Origin of the sequence: Pseudomonas sp. B37(2017), from assembly GCF_002112885.1 — a bacterium.
Lineage (GTDB): Bacteria > Pseudomonadota > Gammaproteobacteria > Pseudomonadales > Pseudomonadaceae > Aquipseudomonas > Aquipseudomonas paraglycinae.
Genome location: NZ_NEIX01000001.1, coordinates 1,224,822 through 1,241,722 on the forward strand (window position 1 = coordinate 1,224,822; position 16,901 = coordinate 1,241,722).

General features: G+C 60.9%; 17 protein-coding genes. 8 read left to right on the top strand and 9 right to left on the bottom strand.

The genetic code is table 11. From position 1 onward, the window contains the following. The first annotated feature begins 17 nt into the window (after positions 1–17). Entirely contained in the window at positions 18–413 is a 396-nt protein-coding gene (locus tag CAF90_RS05575) for a RidA family protein (protein WP_085604645.1), read from the top strand. Between the two features lie 3 nt (positions 414–416). Here CAF90_RS05575 and CAF90_RS05580 read toward each other — a convergent pair whose 3' ends face one another. The 4 genes from CAF90_RS05580 to CAF90_RS05595 are packed head-to-tail and all read right to left on the bottom strand — an operon-like array spanning position 417 to position 4,652. Further along, complete coding sequence (locus tag CAF90_RS05580; protein WP_085604647.1) at positions 417–1,535, bottom strand: agmatine/peptidylarginine deiminase; 1,119 nt, start codon at positions 1,533–1,535, stop codon at positions 417–419. 47 nt (positions 1,536–1,582) lie between these two features. After that, entirely contained in the window at positions 1,583–2,686 is a 1,104-nt protein-coding gene (locus tag CAF90_RS05585) for an extracellular solute-binding protein (RefSeq protein ID WP_085604650.1), read from the bottom strand. A 1-nt stretch (position 2,687) separates the two neighbouring features. Next, positions 2,688–3,596: an N-carbamoylputrescine amidase gene (aguB, locus tag CAF90_RS05590; protein WP_085604653.1), complete on the bottom strand. Its 909-nt coding sequence runs from the start codon at positions 3,594–3,596 to the stop codon at positions 2,688–2,690. Between the two features lie 3 nt (positions 3,597–3,599). Then, the gene (locus CAF90_RS05595) at positions 3,600–4,652 is read right to left on the bottom strand and encodes an agmatine/peptidylarginine deiminase (RefSeq protein WP_085604656.1); all 1,053 of its coding nucleotides are present in this window, start codon (positions 4,650–4,652) and stop codon (positions 3,600–3,602) included. A gap of 137 nt (positions 4,653–4,789) precedes the next feature. On the opposite strand from CAF90_RS05595, the gene CAF90_RS05600 reads away from it, so the two are divergent. Further along, positions 4,790–5,677: a LysR substrate-binding domain-containing protein gene (locus CAF90_RS05600; protein WP_085604659.1), complete on the top strand. Its 888-nt coding sequence runs from the start codon at positions 4,790–4,792 to the stop codon at positions 5,675–5,677. Here the strand turns inward: CAF90_RS05600 and CAF90_RS05605 are convergent. Then, on the bottom strand, positions 5,659–6,819 hold the full coding sequence (locus CAF90_RS05605) for a radical SAM protein (protein ID WP_007955435.1): 1,161 nt from the start codon (positions 6,817–6,819) through the stop codon (positions 5,659–5,661). The genes CAF90_RS05600 and CAF90_RS05605 overlap by 19 nt on opposite strands. Before the next feature lie 69 nt (positions 6,820–6,888). Next, on the bottom strand, positions 6,889–7,836 hold the full coding sequence (locus tag CAF90_RS05610) for a LysR family transcriptional regulator (protein WP_085604662.1): 948 nt from the start codon (positions 7,834–7,836) through the stop codon (positions 6,889–6,891). A 133-nt stretch (positions 7,837–7,969) separates the two neighbouring features. Between CAF90_RS05610 and CAF90_RS05615 the strand changes: the two genes are divergently transcribed. Next, positions 7,970–8,377 (top strand): RidA family protein, encoded by a 408-nt coding sequence (locus tag CAF90_RS05615; protein WP_085604665.1) that lies wholly within the window; start codon positions 7,970–7,972, stop codon positions 8,375–8,377. A 21-nt stretch (positions 8,378–8,398) separates the two neighbouring features. Here CAF90_RS05615 and CAF90_RS05620 read toward each other — a convergent pair whose 3' ends face one another. Then, on the bottom strand, positions 8,399–8,851 hold the full coding sequence (locus CAF90_RS05620) for an Lrp/AsnC family transcriptional regulator (RefSeq protein WP_085605174.1): 453 nt from the start codon (positions 8,849–8,851) through the stop codon (positions 8,399–8,401). 122 nt (positions 8,852–8,973) lie between these two features. On the opposite strand from CAF90_RS05620, the gene CAF90_RS05625 reads away from it, so the two are divergent. From CAF90_RS05625 to leuD, 4 genes are all read left to right on the top strand, one after another. After that, complete coding sequence (locus CAF90_RS05625) at positions 8,974–9,591, top strand: LysE family translocator (RefSeq protein ID WP_085604668.1); 618 nt, start codon at positions 8,974–8,976, stop codon at positions 9,589–9,591. A gap of 27 nt (positions 9,592–9,618) precedes the next feature. Continuing rightward, positions 9,619–10,494 (top strand): 3-methyl-2-oxobutanoate hydroxymethyltransferase, encoded by an 876-nt coding sequence (panB, locus tag CAF90_RS05630; protein ID WP_085604672.1) that lies wholly within the window; start codon positions 9,619–9,621, stop codon positions 10,492–10,494. A 136-nt stretch (positions 10,495–10,630) separates the two neighbouring features. Then, positions 10,631–12,052, top strand: a complete 1,422-nt coding sequence (leuC, locus tag CAF90_RS05635; protein WP_085604675.1) for a 3-isopropylmalate dehydratase large subunit — start codon at positions 10,631–10,633, stop codon at positions 12,050–12,052. Between the two features lie 3 nt (positions 12,053–12,055). Next, entirely contained in the window at positions 12,056–12,664 is a 609-nt protein-coding gene (leuD, locus tag CAF90_RS05640) for a 3-isopropylmalate dehydratase small subunit (RefSeq protein WP_085604678.1), read from the top strand. Between the two features lie 37 nt (positions 12,665–12,701). Here leuD and CAF90_RS05645 read toward each other — a convergent pair whose 3' ends face one another. After that, positions 12,702–13,619, bottom strand: coding sequence for a LysR substrate-binding domain-containing protein (locus tag CAF90_RS05645; RefSeq protein WP_085604681.1), 918 nt, complete (start codon positions 13,617–13,619; stop codon positions 12,702–12,704). A gap of 104 nt (positions 13,620–13,723) precedes the next feature. Next, complete coding sequence (locus tag CAF90_RS05650) at positions 13,724–14,620, bottom strand: glycine betaine ABC transporter substrate-binding protein (RefSeq protein ID WP_085604684.1); 897 nt, start codon at positions 14,618–14,620, stop codon at positions 13,724–13,726. A gap of 206 nt (positions 14,621–14,826) precedes the next feature. Here CAF90_RS05650 and CAF90_RS05655 point away from each other — a divergent pair, with 206 nt between their 5' ends. Next, positions 14,827–16,863, top strand: a complete 2,037-nt coding sequence (locus tag CAF90_RS05655) for an NADH:flavin oxidoreductase (protein WP_085604688.1) — start codon at positions 14,827–14,829, stop codon at positions 16,861–16,863. Positions 16,864–16,901 lie beyond the last annotated feature (38 nt).

Sequence of the window (16,901 nt, forward strand, 5' to 3'; positions counted from 1 at the left end):
CACTGAAGGAAAACACGATGCCCGATCGCAAAATCATCATCCCCGACTCCATGAAAACCATCGTCGAACGCGCCGGTTACGCCCCGGCGGTTCTGGTCGGCGACACGCTTTACTGCGCCGGTCAGGTGGGCCGGACGGCTGATCTGACAGTCATCGAAGATCCCGAGCAACAGTTCATTCGTGCCTGGGAAAACCTCGACGAAGTGCTGAAGGCCGGTGGCTGCACCTTCGACGATGTGGTGGAGATGACCACCTATCACGTCGACATGAGCCAACACATGCCGGTGTTTCGCGAAGTGAAAAACCGTGTGTTCCCCAAGGGCTTCTGCGCCTGGACCTGCATCGGCGTCAGCGAACTGGCCCATCCGGGGTTGCTGGTGGAAATCAAATGCGTGGCGGTGCGCAGAAGCTGAGCCTTACGCCGGCTGGTGACTGGTCACGCAGTGAATCCCGCCACCACCGGCCGCGATGGCGTCGATGTTGATCTGCACCACGTCGCGGTTCGGATAGAGCTTTTTCAGCAGGTCGAAGGCCTTCTTGTCCGCCTCCTTGTCGCCAAATTCCGGGGCGATCACCGCGCCGTTGATCACGAAGTAGTTGATGTAGCCGGCCGCGAAGTCGTCGTTGTCCTTGTTGAACTTGGTCTTGCGCGGTTTCAGCGGTGGCGACACGGTGTGGATCTGCAACGGGCGACCGTCGGCGTCGGTGGCCTTTTTCAGGATTTCCAGGTGCGCCAGGGTGACCTTGTTGTCGTAGGAGCGCGGGTCGGTGTCGAGGTTGGCGATCACCACGCCGGGCGTGACGAAGCGCGCGTAGAAATCGACGTGGGCATCGGTGATGTCCTTGCCCTTGATGCCCGGCAGCCAGATGATCTTGCGCAAACCGAGGCGTGCTTTCAGTTCAGCCTCGACGTCAGCCTTGCTCCAGCCGAGGTTGCGGTTTTCGTTGACCCAGCAGCTTTCGGTCATGATCGCGGTGCCGTGGCCATCGACTTCGATGCCGCCGCCCTCGCCCACCAGTTCGCTGCGCTGGTAAGTCGCCTGCGCATCGGCCGCCACGCGTTTGGCGATCTTCGCGTCTTTCGAGTGCTGTTGCTTGTTGCCCCAGCCGCTGAAGTTGAAGTCCACGGCGCCCAGGCCGTTCTTGTCGTCGATGACGAAGTTGGCGCTGATGTCACGCATCCAGATGTCGTCGAGGTTGGCGATCTGGTAGGTGATGTTGGAGGTGCCGCAAATCTCTTCGGCGAGGCTGCGTTCGCCGCTACGGCAGTAGATGGTCAGCGGTTCGTAGCGGGCGATGGCGCGGGCGATCCGGCCCAGCGCTTCCTGGACGTCTTCGGTGAAGTCTTCCCAGATCGCGTCCTGCGCGCCGAAGGCCATGTAGGCGCGTTCGTGCTTGTCGCCCTCGTCGGGCATGAACCAGCGACCTTCGCTGGCCGCCAGCAAGCGCGCCGGTGACAGGCCGAGGCCCATGACGGCAGCGCCTACGCCGGCGGCGACTGAAACCTGTTTGATGAACTCGCGACGAGTCGGCATTTGTACGTTCCTGTGGTGTAAGGGGCCACCGAGGCGGCCCGGAAAAATCACTTTGCAGTGGCGGTCTTGAACTTGGTCCAGGTGCGCATGCGGGCGCGCATGTCGGCCTGGGGAATGTCCTTGCCCGGTATCAGACGAGCATAGGTCGCTTCGTCGAGGTAGATGTCCGGGTTGTTGCGCATCGCCTCATCCACGTTTGGCCGGGCCTTGGCGTTGGAGGTCGGGTAACCGGTGAAATTGCTGATCGCGGCCATGTTCTCCGGGCGCATCACGAAGTTGATGAACGCGTAGGCGTATTCCGGGTGTTTGGCATCGACCGGAATGGCCATGGTGTCCATCCACACCGTGGTGCCTTCGCGCGGCACGCGGTACTGGAAGCGGGTCTGCTTGCCGGCGCTGTCCGAGGTGCGCTGGGCCTGGGTCATGTCGCCGCTGTAGCCGAGGGACAGGCACAGGTTGCCGTTGACCAGATCGGTGACCGGTTGCGACTGGAACTTGCGGATGTACGGCCGCAGCTTCATCAACAAGTCACTGGCCGCCGCCAGATCCGCAGGCTTGGCGCTGCGCGGGTCGCGGCCCAGGTAATTGAGCACCACCGCCAGCACTTCGTCCGGCGAGTCGATCATCGAGATTCCGCAATCGGCGAATTTGGCCGCCAGTTCCGGCTTGAACAGCATGTCGAGGCTGTTGACCGGGGCGTCGGCCATGCGCTGCTTGATCTGCTCGGCGTTGTAGGTCAGGCCGATGGTGCCCCAGGTGTACGGCACGGTGGCCTTGTTCGAATGCTCGTAATGGCTGCGCAGCTTTTGCAGGCCCGGTTCGATGTCGTTCATCGCCGTGACTTTCGAAGGATCCAGCGGCAACAGGCTGCCGGCGCGCATCAGCCGTTCGGCCACAGTGTCGCCGGGGAAGATCAGGTCGTAGCCGCTGCCGCCGGAAAGCATCTTGGCTTCCAGGGTTTCGCTGCCGTCCATCACGTCGTAGATCACCTTGATCCCGGTTTCGGCGGTGAATTTGCTCAGCGTGTCTTCAGCGAAATAATCCGCCCAGTTGTACAGCCGCAAGGTCTTGTCTTCGGCGTGTACGGCCGGCATCAGACCGGCCAGCGCCAGGCCCAGAGCGCCCAGCAACCACTTGTGTGAAGTAGGCATATCAGACTCCTTGAGGATTCCAGCGGACGTTAAGGTGACGGCCGTCCTGACTCAACAACGCGCCGTACATTTCCGGACGACGGTCGCGGTAGATGCCCCAGCTCAGGCGATCTTCACGCATGGCTGCCAGATCCAGGCTTTGCACCAAGACACCGGTGCTGGCGCGATCGGCTTCGGCGAGCATTTTTCCCTTGTGGTTGCAGATGAACGACGAGCCGTAGAAATTCATTTGCAACGCTGCATCGGTGCCCGCCACTTCACGGCCAACCCGGTTGGAGGCGATCACCGGCAGCAGGTTGGCAGCGGCGTGGCCACGCATGGTCATCTGCCAGTGATCCCGCGAATCCAGATCCGCGCAGCCCGGTTCAGAGCCGATAGCCGTCGGGAACAACAGCACTTCGGCGCCCATCAAGGCCAGGCAGCGGGCGGTTTCCGGGAACCACTGATCCCAGCAGATGCCCACGCCGAGGCGACCGAACGCGGTATCCCAGACTTTGAAACCGGTGTCGCCGGGGCTGAAATACTCCTTCTCCTGATAGCCGATGGCGTTGGGGATGTGGGTCTTGCGGTACACGCCCAACAGGCGCCCGTCGGCATCGGCCACGCTCAGGGAGTTGAAGTAGGCGTTGCCGGCCTTCTCGTACCAGCTCAACGGCAGCACCACGCCGAGTTCACGGGCCAGCGCGGCGAAGCGCGACAGCACCTGACTGTCGCGGTACTCCTCGGCCAGTGCCATATGGTGGTGGCTCTGCTCGATGCAGAAATACGGCGTGGCGAACAGCTCCTGCAACAGGACCACTTGCGCACCCTGCGCAGCCGCTTCACGCACCAACTGCTCGGCGCGATCCAGATTGTTTTTCAGATCCCAGGTGCACGGCATCTGGGTGGTGGCGACTTTCAGCAGCGTCATCGATCAACCCTCCACCGGCCAGGCGGGCTGTTGCTGGGTGATGCAATGCACACCGCCGCCGCCATGGGCCAGATGATTGATCTGCACCGGCACCACTTCACGCCCCGGGAACGCCTTGGCCAAGGTTTCTGCTGCTACATGGTCTGCCTCGATGCCGTACGCCGGCATGATGATCGCGCCGTTGGCGATGTAGAAGTTGGTGTACGAGGCGCAAAACACTTCGGCTTCGGTGTCCACCGCATCGGTGGCTTCATACAATTCGATCAGCTCGAACTTGCGGCCTTGGGCGTCGGTAGCCAGTTCCAGTGCGCGACGGTTTTCCCGCACGACTTCGGCATACACCGAACTGCGATCATGAGTCGCGTCCACCAGCAACACGCTGGGACGAGCGAAGGCGCAGACGCCATCGACGTGGCCGTCGGTCATGTCGCCGGTGACGTAATCCGGATCGCCCGGCAGCCAGATGGTTTTCTTCACGCCGAGCAGGCGGCTGAAGATTTCTTCCATCTCGGCCTTGCTCACGCCGGGGTTGCGATTGGGGTTGAGCAGCACCGATTCGGTGGTGATCAACGTGCCCTCGCCGTCCACGTGGATCGCGCCTCCTTCATTGCTCAGCGCCGTTCCAAAGCACTCGCCGCCCAAATGATTGAGCACTCGGCGGGCCAGGCTTTCGTCCAGATCATGGGCCGACTTGCCGCCCCAGGCGTTGAAGCGCCAGCTCACGCCAGCCAGGCCTTGCTCCGGATGCACGACGAAGCTTGGGCCCGAGTCGCGGCACCAGCTGTCGTTGACGGCCAGTGGAATCAGTTCGATGTTCGGTCCGCAAAAGGCTTTGGCACGGGCGATGGCCGACGGATCGACGACCATTTTCACTGGCTCGAACCGGGCGATCGCATTGGCGACGCGGGCGAAATCTTCCTGCACCAACGGCAAGGTGACGCCCCAACCCGATTCCCACAGGGCCTGATTGTGTGGCCAGACCATCCAGGTCGCCGCGTGCGTCACCCACTCTGCCGGCATCATCCAACCGCTGTTGTTATTTTTGTTCTGCTGCATGGTAAAAAGCCCTTTGAGTTAAGCCATTGTGTTCAATGAAAACAGCCTTGGCGGCGTTGATGTGCATGCTAATGGCGGCCTTAAGGGCAAACAAACGATGGATTTAGCGGAAAACTGATTAGAGGAACTTATCGATCATGCTGAAACACTGGCCACCCCTCAGCTCGTTGCGCGGCTTCGAAGCCGCCGCAAGGCTGGGCAGTTTTCACAAGGCCGCGGAGGAGCTGAGCCTCACGCAATCGGCCATCAGCCAGCAGATCCGCAGCCTTGAGGCGTATCTGGAACAGCCTCTGTTTTTCCGCAGCGGGCGCAGCGTCAGCCTGACCGACGCCGGCCACGATTTGCTCAGCACCACCCAGGCGATGCTGCAGCAACTGTCGGTGGGAATTCGGCGGCTGGGGCAATACCAGAAACCCAATCAACTGGTGCTCAACACCACGCCGGCGTTTGCCCGGCACTGGTTACTGCCGCGGCTGGGGGATTTCCGCCGTCAGCATCCGAATGTGGATCTGTGGATTTTCAGCACCGATGAAGTGCCGGACATGGCGACCCAGACCATCGATCTGGCGGTGCGCGACGACATCAGTTCGCAAGCTGAATGCAGCTTCAAAGTGCTGCATGCCGACCGCCTCTACCCCGCGTGTCATCCGAGCTTGTTAAGCGTGCCGAGCGCGCAGCGGACAACGCTGCACGGCGAGCGGGAAATGGACTGGAGCCATTGGGCGGTGGAGTCGGGAATCGATGTAGGCCAGCAGGATCAGGGTTTGAATTTCTCTGATCCGGGCCTGCTGCTGGACGCGGCATGTTCAGGTCTGGGGATTGCGCTGGTCAGTCAGTTGCTCAGCCGTCAGGCGCAACAAAACGGGCTGTTGCAGCCACTGGTGGAGCAAACCATTCGCGGCCCGAACTGGGCAATGCTGACGCACCGCGACAGCGATAACGACCCGATGGCGCGATGCTTCAGTCAATGGCTGACAACTCAGCTGGCAGAACCCGACCCGCAGGTTCAGACCGCCGTGAAATGACCGGCGCCGAGCCGGCCTTCCAGTCGACCGAACAGCACGTAATGCTGATAACCGCTGGTGAACGCACCCGTGGAAATTGCGTTCCTGACGTCCTGATTCATATGCAGGTATTGCGCTTCGTCGAAGTTCTCGGCACTGACTTCGCCATTGCGCCCAAGCTTGTCGCTCTCGACCGGCGCCCCCATGATCGTGCGCCGCTGGAAATCGATGATCCGGTTGACGGCGTGACTTTCCAGCGGTCCCCGATTGGAGTGTGCCGAGTAGATGTGCAATCCGTTGTTTGCGCAGCGATTGCACATGTCGATGCAGTTCGACTGAGTGGACTTGCGTTCGGTCAGTTGCGCCAGCGGCATGTCCAGGTATTTGCCGACCTGATATTCGGTCTGATTGAAAATCGAACAACACAGGATGGTGTTGCCATTGCAGTCGAGCACCAGCCAGTCATCCTTGAGCGTGCAGGCCTGCTGAGGATACTGGCGGACCAGATTGACCAGATCGTCGTAGGGCGGCAGCGCGAGTCGCTGCAGGGTCTCGCGATCAGTATCGGTCACCGACGGGTCGCGCTCGATCAGCGCCAGCGTCTTCTCCAGCGGCATCATCACTGAATAACCGGTCGAGAATTCGAAGCCCAGGCGCTGGCTGAATTCGCGCATCAGCCCTTCTTCTTCCATGTTGTCCAGGTAGCGGTGGTAATAGACCTCGATCCGCGTGTTCAAGCCATGTTGCTGCTTGAGCTCATGCAGTTTGATCATGTTGGCCTTCACGACTTCGATGTCGCCGCCGACGTGCCCTTGTTCGTACGTCTGCTGATAAAACCCGGACAGCGAGATACGGAAGAACCATGGATTGGCGAGCATCGCCGTCTCCATGTTTTTCGCCAGATTCAGGTTGGAACTGATACCACTGCGCAGACCGGCCGCGTTGATGATTTCGACGAACTCGCCGATTCGCGGGTGGATCAACGGCTCGGTCCAGTTATACAGAAAAATCGCCTCGACCCCTTCGTTTCGGGCCTTCTCGACGATCTTCCTGAACATGTCTACTTGCATGGCTTTCTTGAAGTTGACGTTTTCCGAGTTACCCATCGGACACGAAGGGCAGCTCAAATTGCACGCGCCGACAATATCGATGTACATATTCATTGCGAGTGACGCTCCTGGGGTGAATAGCGGTGCATCCAGACTGTCGACTTTTGTGATTGCCGTTATTCGCTATTTTTTTGACAGTCCGAAAGCGCGGCCAGCAAGTTCCGCGCCATTGGCACGCGTGGCCATCAATTCCACGATCCAATCGATAAATACCCGCAGCTTTTGGCTGATATGCCGGTTCGGCGGGTACGCAACGTACAGCGGCATCGGGTCAAGCGCCCAACCCTCGAACAGCGCCACCAGCTCACCGCGGGCCTCGTGCACCGCCGACATGTAGCGCGGCAGCCAGAGCACACCCAGACCGGCAAGGCCTGCCGCCAGATAGGCATTGCCATCGTCGACCGCCAGAACATGCCGGCCCTTGATCAGCAGGTTCTCCGTGGCATTGCGCAAGGCATAAGGCACTGGCCTGCCGGTGCGCGCCCAAAGGAAACCGACCACCCGGTGATGGCTGTCTTCCAGCTCCCGGGGATGCATCGGGGTGCCGGAGCGGGCCAGATAACTCGGCGCGGCGTACACGCCAAGTTGAAGATCCGCCACCTTCCGGGCCATCAGTGACTGATCCCGCAGCTCCCCGCCTCGGATAACGCAATCGACGTTTTCATCGATGATGTCGACGATCCGGTCGCTGACGCCCATGTCGATCTGGATCTCCGGGTAGCGCGCGTAAAACTCGGGCAGCGCCGGCACCAGAATCAGGTTGGCCAGAGGACTGGGCACGTCGACCCGCAAGCGTCCCTTGGGCTGCGCTGCCGCGCCAGGCAGGCTGGTTTCGGCATCGTCCATGTCTGCCAGCAACTTGATCACCCGCTCGTAATAGGCCGCGCCGTCCGCCGTGGCGTTGACCTTGCGCGTGGTGCGGTTGAGCAACTTCACTCGCAGCCGCGCCTCCAGTTGCTGGACGAGCTGGGTCACGGTGGTCTTGCTCATGTGCAGGGTTTCGGCGGCCTTGGTGAAACTGCCGGCCTCCACCACTCGGGCGAAGGCTTGCATCGCGTCAAAACGGTCCATATCCCACCTCTGATAGCGGCTCGATTGTTTGGGATTTGCAAACAGTGAGCGCCAAGGTTGCGCGTTTATCGCGCCGAGGCAAGTCCTTAGAGTTGCTCCATCACCGGTTTTCAACCCATTGAAGGAGACACCCATGACTGACGCTCAGCCAAAACGCAACGTGGTTTTCCCGCCCGGACGCCATGCGCTTTACGAGCGCAATCGTTATTCCCCGGCGGTTCGTTCCAATGGTTTTCTGTTTGTCTCAGGCCAGGTCGGCAGCCTTGAGGACGGTTCACCGGAGCCGGATCTGAAACAACAGGTGCGACTGGCCTTCACCAACCTCAATGCGATCCTCGGCGCGGCTGGCGGCAGCTTCGATGACGTGGTGGACGTGACGGTGTTCATGGTCGATCCGCAATCGACCTTCGAAACCATCTGGGAAGTGGTGCCGGAGTTCTGGGGCGAGGCGCCGCATCCGACGATTACGGCGGTCGGCGTGACGTGGCTGTATGGCTTTCAGTTCGAGATCAAGGTGATTGCCAGATTGCCAGAGGCGTAGACCTCCCGACAGGTGAGCGCTTCAAAGTGGCAGCGAACGATCCTGAATTACCCGTTTCATCACCAGCGTGGACGTCAGTCGCTGGACGTTGGGCAGGCTGGACAGGCGCTCGTCGTAAAGCTGCTGAAATTCCGGCAGATCCCGCGCAACGACGTGCAGCAGATAATCGGGTTCGCCGAACAGTCGCTGCGCCTCGACGACCTGCGGGATCTGCGTCACCGAGTCTTCGAAAGCCTCCACCGCCTGGCGATTGCCCTCGCGCAGCGTCACAAACACCATCGCCGAAAAATTCAGCCCCAGCGCTGCCGGGGCCAGTTGCGCGCGATAACCGACGATCACCCCGCTCTCTTCGAGCGCCCGAACCCGACGATGGCAGGGAGACAGGCTGAGCCCGACCCGATCGGCCAGCTCGGTGATCGAAAGACGACCGTCGGCTTGCAGCTCCGCAAGAATCTTCTGGTCAATCCTGTCCATCAGCATTTTTCTCCCACTTAAAGCCCTATCGACTGGAATGTTTGAGAAAAGATTCTAGCCCGATATCTCTATTCTTTTTCGTGAACGTTGCATGCCTTGAGCCGATTGTTTGCGAGATCAAAATGTCCCTGAGTGTTTTTGCCGCCTTCTGGGCGGTTTCTTTTCTGTTCGTCATCACCCCCGGCGCGGATTGGGCCTATGCCATCTCGGCGGGGCTGTTCGGTCGCGTGGTGCTGCCCGCCGTGGCCGGTTTGCTGATCGGTCACTTGCTCGCAACGCTGGTGGTTGCGGCAGGCGTCGGCGGTCTGGTGGCAAGCAATCCCCTCGCCCTCTCGGTGCTGACGATTGGCGGCAGCCTTTATCTGCTGTGGCTGGGCATCAACATGTTGCGACACCCCTCCACGCCCGAAGCGGCAGAGAGCCAGGCATCCGGATCCTGGTCGCGCTGGACGCTCAAGGGCGCCTGCGTCAGCGGCCTCAATCCCAAGGTTTTTCTGTTGTTCCTGGCACTGCTGCCGCAATTCACCGACCCGACGGCGGCATGGCCGGTGCCGATGCAGATCATGGCGCTGGGGCTTTTGCACGCGTTCAGCTGTGGAGTGATTTATCTGCTGGTGGGGTTCGGCTCGCGTTCCGTATTACAGGCACGACCGGTGGCGGCGCGATTCGTCAGTCGTCTGTCGGGCGCAATCATGATTCTGATCGCCGCGATTCTGTTGGCTGAACAGCTCCCGAACTGAAACCTGGCGCTCGCCAAAGGAACCACCATGAGTGACACAACTTCGCTGTACAGCAATAACCAGGGCCCGGAACAGCAGTCCCGCATCCGCATTCCCCATCTTCAGAGAATGAAGGCGCTTGGGCAGAAATGGGCAATGCTTACGGCCTACGACATGTACGCCGCGAGTATTTTTGAAGAGGCCGGAATTCCTGTTTTGCTGGTGGGCGACTCGGCTTCGAACAACGTTTTCGGCCACGAATCAACGTTGCCAGTGACCGTTGACGAGCTGATTCCGCTGGTGCGTGCCGTCAGCCGGACAACCCGCAGACCGTTGGTGATTGCGGATCTCCCGTTCGGCTCGTATCAGGCGTCGCCAGAGCAGTGCTTCCATACCGCCGTGCGTTTCATGAAAGAAGCAGGTGCACACGCGGTCAAGATCGAAGGCGGCGTTGAAATGCTGCCGCAGGTTGAAAAACTCGCAGGATCAGGCATTCCCGTGATGGCCCACATCGGTTTTACACCGCAGGCTGAACATCAACTCGGCGGCTATCGTGTTCAGGGACGGGGGCATGATGCCCATCGGCTGATCGAAAGCGCCCGCGCCTTCGAAGCAGCGGGTGCCTTTGCTTTATTGATCGAAATGGTGCCTGACGAAGTCGCGACGCAAATCAGCGCCGCCGTTTCCATCCCCACGGTTGGCATCGGCGCCGGCGTGGGTTGCGATGCACAGGTGTTGGTCTGGCAGGACATGGCGGGGTTGCGAACCGGGCATCTGCCCAGATTCGTCAAACAATACGCCGACCTTCGTGGCGTATTGCTCGGAGCAGCTCGCAACTTCATTGACGACGTGCAAATGTCGAAGTTTCCGGGGCCCGAGCATTCATTCCCCTTAGAGAATGCGCAGGAGAAAAACCATCGATGAAAAGCTTCAGGTAACACGCGGGCAACTATTCACACTTCGTGTCCTATGGCATCACCAATGCGCTCTTGATGCCATTTCTGCGATCAATATTCTGTCCTCATGTTGTTTTTGCCCCGGACAGAAAAGAGCGCAAGCCATGCCCAGCCCGAGAACGCTGTACCAGAAGCACATCGATAGTCACACCGTCTGCACCCTCGACGATCAGGGCCACGTGCTGCTTTACATCGACCGCCAGGTCGCCAACGAATACACCAGCCCGCAAGCCTTCAGCGGCCTGCGCGATGCCGGGCGCACGGTGTGGCGGCCCGCAGCGACGCTGGCGGTGGTCGATCATGTGAACCCCACCGCACCGAAACGCATCGCGACCATGCCCGACGCCGGGGGCGCGCGCCAGGTGTCGTACTTCGAAGAAAACTGCCGCGACTTCGGTATCGAGCTGTTCGATGTGCTGGACAAACGCCAGGGCATCGAACACGTTGTGGCGCCGGAACAGGGTTTCATTCTGCCGGGCATGGTGGTGGCGGCCGGTGATAGCCACACCACCACTTACGGCGCACTGGGCGCCTTCGGTTTCGGCATCGGCACTTCGGAAATCGAGCACCTGCTGGCAACCCAGACGCTGGTCTACAAACGCCTGAAAACCCTGAGGGTGACGGTCAACGGTGAGCTCGGCGCAGGCGTCACCTCCAAGGACATCATCATGGCGCTGATCGAAAAAATCGGTGCGTCCGGCGCCACCGGTTACGCCATCGAATTCACCGGCCCGGCCATCAGCGCCCTCAGCGTCGAGGCGCGCATGACCATCTGCAACATGGCCGTCGAGGCCGGTGCCCGGGGTGCGTTCATGGCGCCGGACGACAAGGTTTTCGCCTATCTGCAACGCAAGCCGCGTGCGCCCAAGGGCAAGGTCTGGGAGCAGGCAATAGAGCGCTGGAAAACCCTGCACAGCGACGAGGGCGCGGTGTTCGATCGCGAAGTCATCCTCGATGTCGCCGCGCTGGAGCCGATGGTGACCTGGGGCACCAGTCCCGATCAGGCCGCGCCGATCAAAGGCCACGTGCCGGACCCGGCCGCCCAGCCCGATCCGATCCTGCGTCAGGGCCTGCAGCGCGCCCTCGACTACATGGGCCTGACACCCGGCATGCCGCTGAACGAAGTGACGATCAGCCATGCCTTCATCGGTTCCTGCACCAATGCGCGGATCGAAGATTTGCGTGATGTCGCCCGCGTAGTGCGCGGCAAGCGTGTGGCGGCCCATGTGCGGGCGATGATCGTTCCCGGCTCGACGTTGGTGCGCAATCAGGCCGAGGACGAAGGCCTGGCGCAGATTTTTCTCGACGCGGGTTTCGAGTGGCGTCAATCGGGTTGTTCGATGTGCCTGGCGATGAACGATGACGTGCTCGCGCCGGGTGATCGCTGTGCGTCCAGCACCAATCGAAACTTCGAAGGCCGTCAGGGCGCCGGTGCGCGCACCCACCTGATGAGCCCGGCGATGGTCGCCGCCGCCGCCATCAGCGGCCATTTGACTGACGTGCGCACCGTCGCGCTGGAGGCTTGAACCATGCAACCTTTCGACACTGTCAGCGGCAGCGCCGCGCCGTTTCTCGCGTCCAACATCGACACCGACGTGATCATGCCCAAGCAGTTTCTCAAAGGCATCGATCGCCAGGGGCTGGATCGCGGGCTGTTCTTTGATCTGCGCTTTCTCGCTTCAGGCGAACCCAACCCGGAATTCGTGCTCAACCAACCGGCCTGGCAGGACGCGGCGTTTCTGGTGACCGGCCCCAACTTCGGTTGCGGTTCCAGCCGCGAACACGCGGTGTGGGGCTTGAAGCAAGTGGGGATCCGAGCCTTGATCGGCACCACGTTCGCGGGGATTTTCTACGACAACTGCCAGCGCAATGGCGTGTTGGCGATTCAACTGGACGAGGCGCAGTTCAAGCGTGTGGCCGAGGCGATCAGCGTTCCAGCGACCGCGCGGATCAGCGTGAACCTGGCGCAGCAGACCCTCGAGCTGGCAGACGGCACGCTGATCGACTTCGAGATCGATCAGTTGCGCAAACAGTCGTTGCTGCTCGGGCTGGACGCCATCGGCACCACGCTGCAACGCACCGAGCAGATCCGCGCCTTCGAGGCACGGCATCTGGCGGACAATCCTTGGCTGGGTTGATGGCAAAAAAACGGGCGGTTCATTGAACCGCCCGTTTTCATTCCACAGACAAATCGCGGAAGTACTCTTCCAGAAACTCCACGCACACCCGCAATTTCGCCGACTCGCTGAGCCGGGTCGGATAGACCGCCCAGACGTTGGCGCTCTGGGTGTAGCCGTCCAGCACCTGCACCAGCCTGCCCTGCTCGAGCATCGGTTTGACGTCCCACATCGAGCGCAACAGAATTCCGCCACCGCTCAAGGCCCACTCCAGCACGATCTCGCCGCTGTTGGAGGACAACGGGCCATTCACTCGCACCGTTTCCTCTTGTCCGTCCTTGCTCAGGGTCCAGATGCCGAATGCGTTGTTGCGCTCCTTGAGCACCAGACAATCGTGGTCTTTCAGGTCTTCGAGAGATTGCGGCGTGCCCCGGCGTTCGAGGTATTCCGGCGTGGCGCACAGCACGCGCCGGTTGCTCACCAGTTTGCGCGCGAGATGCTGGCCCGGCAGGTCATCGCCGACGAGGATTTCCAGATCGAAGCCCTCGCCCACCAGATCGACCACCCGGTCGAACACGTCCAGCCGGATGTCGAGTTTCGGGCACGCCCGGGACAGCTGGCTGATCGCTGGCGCCACATGATTGCGGCCGAAACCGAAGCTGCTGCAAATGTGCAGCGAGCCCGCCGGCTGGTGCCGGGCCTGGGAAATCTCGCCGAGAAACTGATCGAAATCCCCCAGCAGTTTCTCCGCCCAGATCCACACCCGCTCTCCATCGTCGGTCAGCGCGATGCGCCGGGTGGTGCGGTGCAGCAGCTTGGTCGCCAGCGTGGTTTCCAGCACCGAGATGCGTTTGCTGACGTAGGCCGGTGAGAAGCCCAGCTCGTCAGCGGCGCTGGCAAAGCTGTTCTTGCGGATGACGGTGAGGAAAACCTTGAGGTCTTCAGGCAAGGGAAATTGGTCACGATTCGTGTTCATAGGCCGCGCGCCTTCGCTATTTGTCACACATTCTGCGAAGGATAACATCGAATCAACACCTCGCCAGCCGGGGCCCGGTGCTTGCTGGAACCCCGGCGCCGTGATCAGGGTTGTCGATTGCTGGCGGTTTGCGTGCCCGGCTCGAACATCGCCTCGAACCGCGATTTGTTGGCCGCGTAATAGGCCGCGACCGCCTGATCCGATGAGGTCTGGCGCGCCTGCATCATCAAGCTTTCCAGATCTGCCTGCGGGATCGAGTAGTGGGCGAAAAAGTACGCCACCTGCGGGTATTCCTGACTGAACCCCTTGCGCGCCATCGCATGGATCTGTTCGGCGCCACCGAAAATCTGCTTCGGATCATCCAGATAGCGCAACGACCATTTGGAGAACATCCAGTGCGGGCTCCAGGCATTGACCAGTGACCATTTGTCCCGTTTCAGGTTGCGATCCAGTTCATTGAGCATGCCGCTTTCCGAAGACGCCACCAGTTTGTAGCCATCAAGCCTGTATTCCTCGATCGCCTTGACCGTGAGTTTGTACTGGCCGTTGCCCACCTCCGAGGTGAGGATCTTGCCTTCGAGTTTTTCCTTCACTTGCGGCTTGTTCAGATCCTCGACACTGGCCACTTCGCTGATCGGCACCGATGTCGGGACGGCCATGCCGATCCGCCCTTCGTACAGCACGCCGAGGTCTTCGAGGCGATCCTTGTATTTGTCGTAGAACGCCTTGTGGGTACTCGGCAGCCAGACCATCGGGATCAGGTCGATGTTGCCGTTGGCCAGGGCCTGGAACTGAATGCCGATATCGGCCATCACCAGTTTCACCGGTTGTTTGAGGTGATCCTGAAGCGCCGCGCTGGCGAGTTTGACGGTGATTTCGGTGTCCGACCAGTTGACCCAGCCAATGCGCACGGGTGCAGGTTCGGCGGCCTGGGCCTGTGCAGCGAGCGTGGCCAGAATCAGGGCGAAAAGCGTATTTCGATAAGGCGAATGAGCGTTCATCAAGCGTCTTCCTGGGGAGGTGGGATCGGCAGGTATGTCTCAATCTGGACAGCCTTGCGGTTGAGGCGTCTGGCGCAATCCTATGCCTGGGCGAAGCACCGCGCAAGAAAAATGTACACCTGTGTCAGCCATGATTGACATGCCTGTACAGTTGACCTAATTTCAAGTCGCCGAGCCTGATGAAGCCCACCCCGGAGCGCACCACCATGTCCAGCGATCCCCTGTTGCAGCCTTACAAAATCAAGAACCTGACGCTCAGAAACCGGATCATGACCACCGCTCACGAACCGGCCTACCCGGTTGACGGCATGCCCAAGGATTTGTATCGCGCCTACCACGTCGAACGCGCCAAAGCCGGCGTCGCGCTGACCATGACGGCCGGCTCCGCCGCCGTTTCCAGAGACAGCCCGCCGGTGTTCAACAATGTGCTCGCCTACCAGGATGAGGTGGTGAAGTGGCTGAAGGACCTGACCGACGAATGCCACGAGCACGGCGCGGCGGTGATGATCCAGTTGACGCATCTGGGTCGCCGCACCCGCTGGGACAAGGCCGACTGGTTGCCGGTGGTCTCGCCGTCGCACCATCGCGAAGCGGCGCACCGCTCTTTCCCGAAGAAAATGGAAGACTGGGATATCCAGCGCATCATCAAGGACTATGTGGACGCCGCCGAGCGGATGCACGCCGCCGGCATGGACGGTCTGGAGCTGCAGGCCTACGGGCACTTGATGGACCAGTTCTGGTCACCGTTGACCAACGAACTCGACGGGCCGTACGGCGGCTCGCTGGAAAACCGCATGCGCTTCACCTTCGACATCCTGCGCGGGATTCGCCAGCGGGTCGGCGAGGACTTCCTGCTGGGCGTGCGCTACACCGGCGATGAAGGCTTGCCCGGCGGCTTCGACGCCCGCGAAGGCTTGCAGATTTCCCACCTGCTGAAAGACAGCGGGCTGGTGGATTTTCTCAATGTCGTACGCGGCCACATTGACACCGATGCGGGTCTGACCGATGTCATTCCGATCCAGGGCATGCGCAATTCGCCGCATCTGGATTTTGCCGGTGAAATCCGTGCGGCCACCGGATTCCCGACCTTCCATGCAGCCAAGATCCCTGACGTCGCCACTGCTCGCCATGCCATCGCCTCAGGCAAGGTCGATATGGTCGGCATGACCCGGGCGCACATGACCGATCCGCATATCGTGCGCAAGATCATCGAAAAACGTGAGGAAGATATCCGTCCCTGCGTCGGCGCCAACTATTGTCTGGACCGCATCTATCAGGGCGGCGCCGCTTACTGCATCCATAACCCGGCAACCGGCCGGGAAACCACCATGCCCCACGACATTCCCAAGGCAGCACGCAAACGCAAAGTGCTGGTGATCGGCACCGGTCCTGCGGGACTTGAGGCCGCGCGGGTAGCGGGCGAACGCGGTCATGACGTGACTGTGCTCGAAGCGGCGGATCGCCCCGGCGGGCAGATCCGCCTGACCGCCCTCAGCGAACGGCGGCGGGAGATGATCAGCATCATCGACTGGCGCATGGCGCAGTGCGAACGTCTGGGCGTGAAGTTTCATTTCAACACCTGGGCCGAAACCGACACGGTGCTGCAGCATGAACCGGATGTGGTGATTGTCGCCACCGGCGGCCTGCCCCACACGGACGTGCTCAGTGCAGGCAACGAGCTGGTGGTTTCGACCTGGGACATCATTGCCGGTGACATCAAGCCAGGCCGGCATGTCCTGATCTATGACGATGCCGGCGACCACGCCGCGCTACAGGCTGCCGAGGTCATCGCCGCCAGCGGCGCGAGTGTCGAAATCGTCACCCCCGATCGCAGTTTTGCTCCGGAAGTCATGGCGATGAATCTGGTGCCCTACATGCGCAGCCTGCAGGATCTGGATGTCACCTTTACCGTCACCTATCGCGTCGATTCGGTCGAGCGCCGCGACGGGCGACTGGTGGCAACGCTCGGCAGTGATTACGGAACGGTGCACAAGCAGCGGGTGGTGGATCAGGTGGTGGTCAATCACGGCACGATCCCGCTGGATGACTTGTATTTCGACCTGCGCGCGCATTCGAGCAACGGCGGCGCGGTGGAACAACACAACCTGATTGCCGGCAAGACGCAGGACATCGTCACCGACCCGCACGGACGTTTTCAGCTGTTCAGGATTGGTGACGCCGTGGCCGCACGCAACACCCATGCGGCCATTTACGATGCGTTACGGCTGATGAAAGACCTCTGAACGTGGCCCTCCCTTCTGTGTCGGGAGGGAAGTCGCCG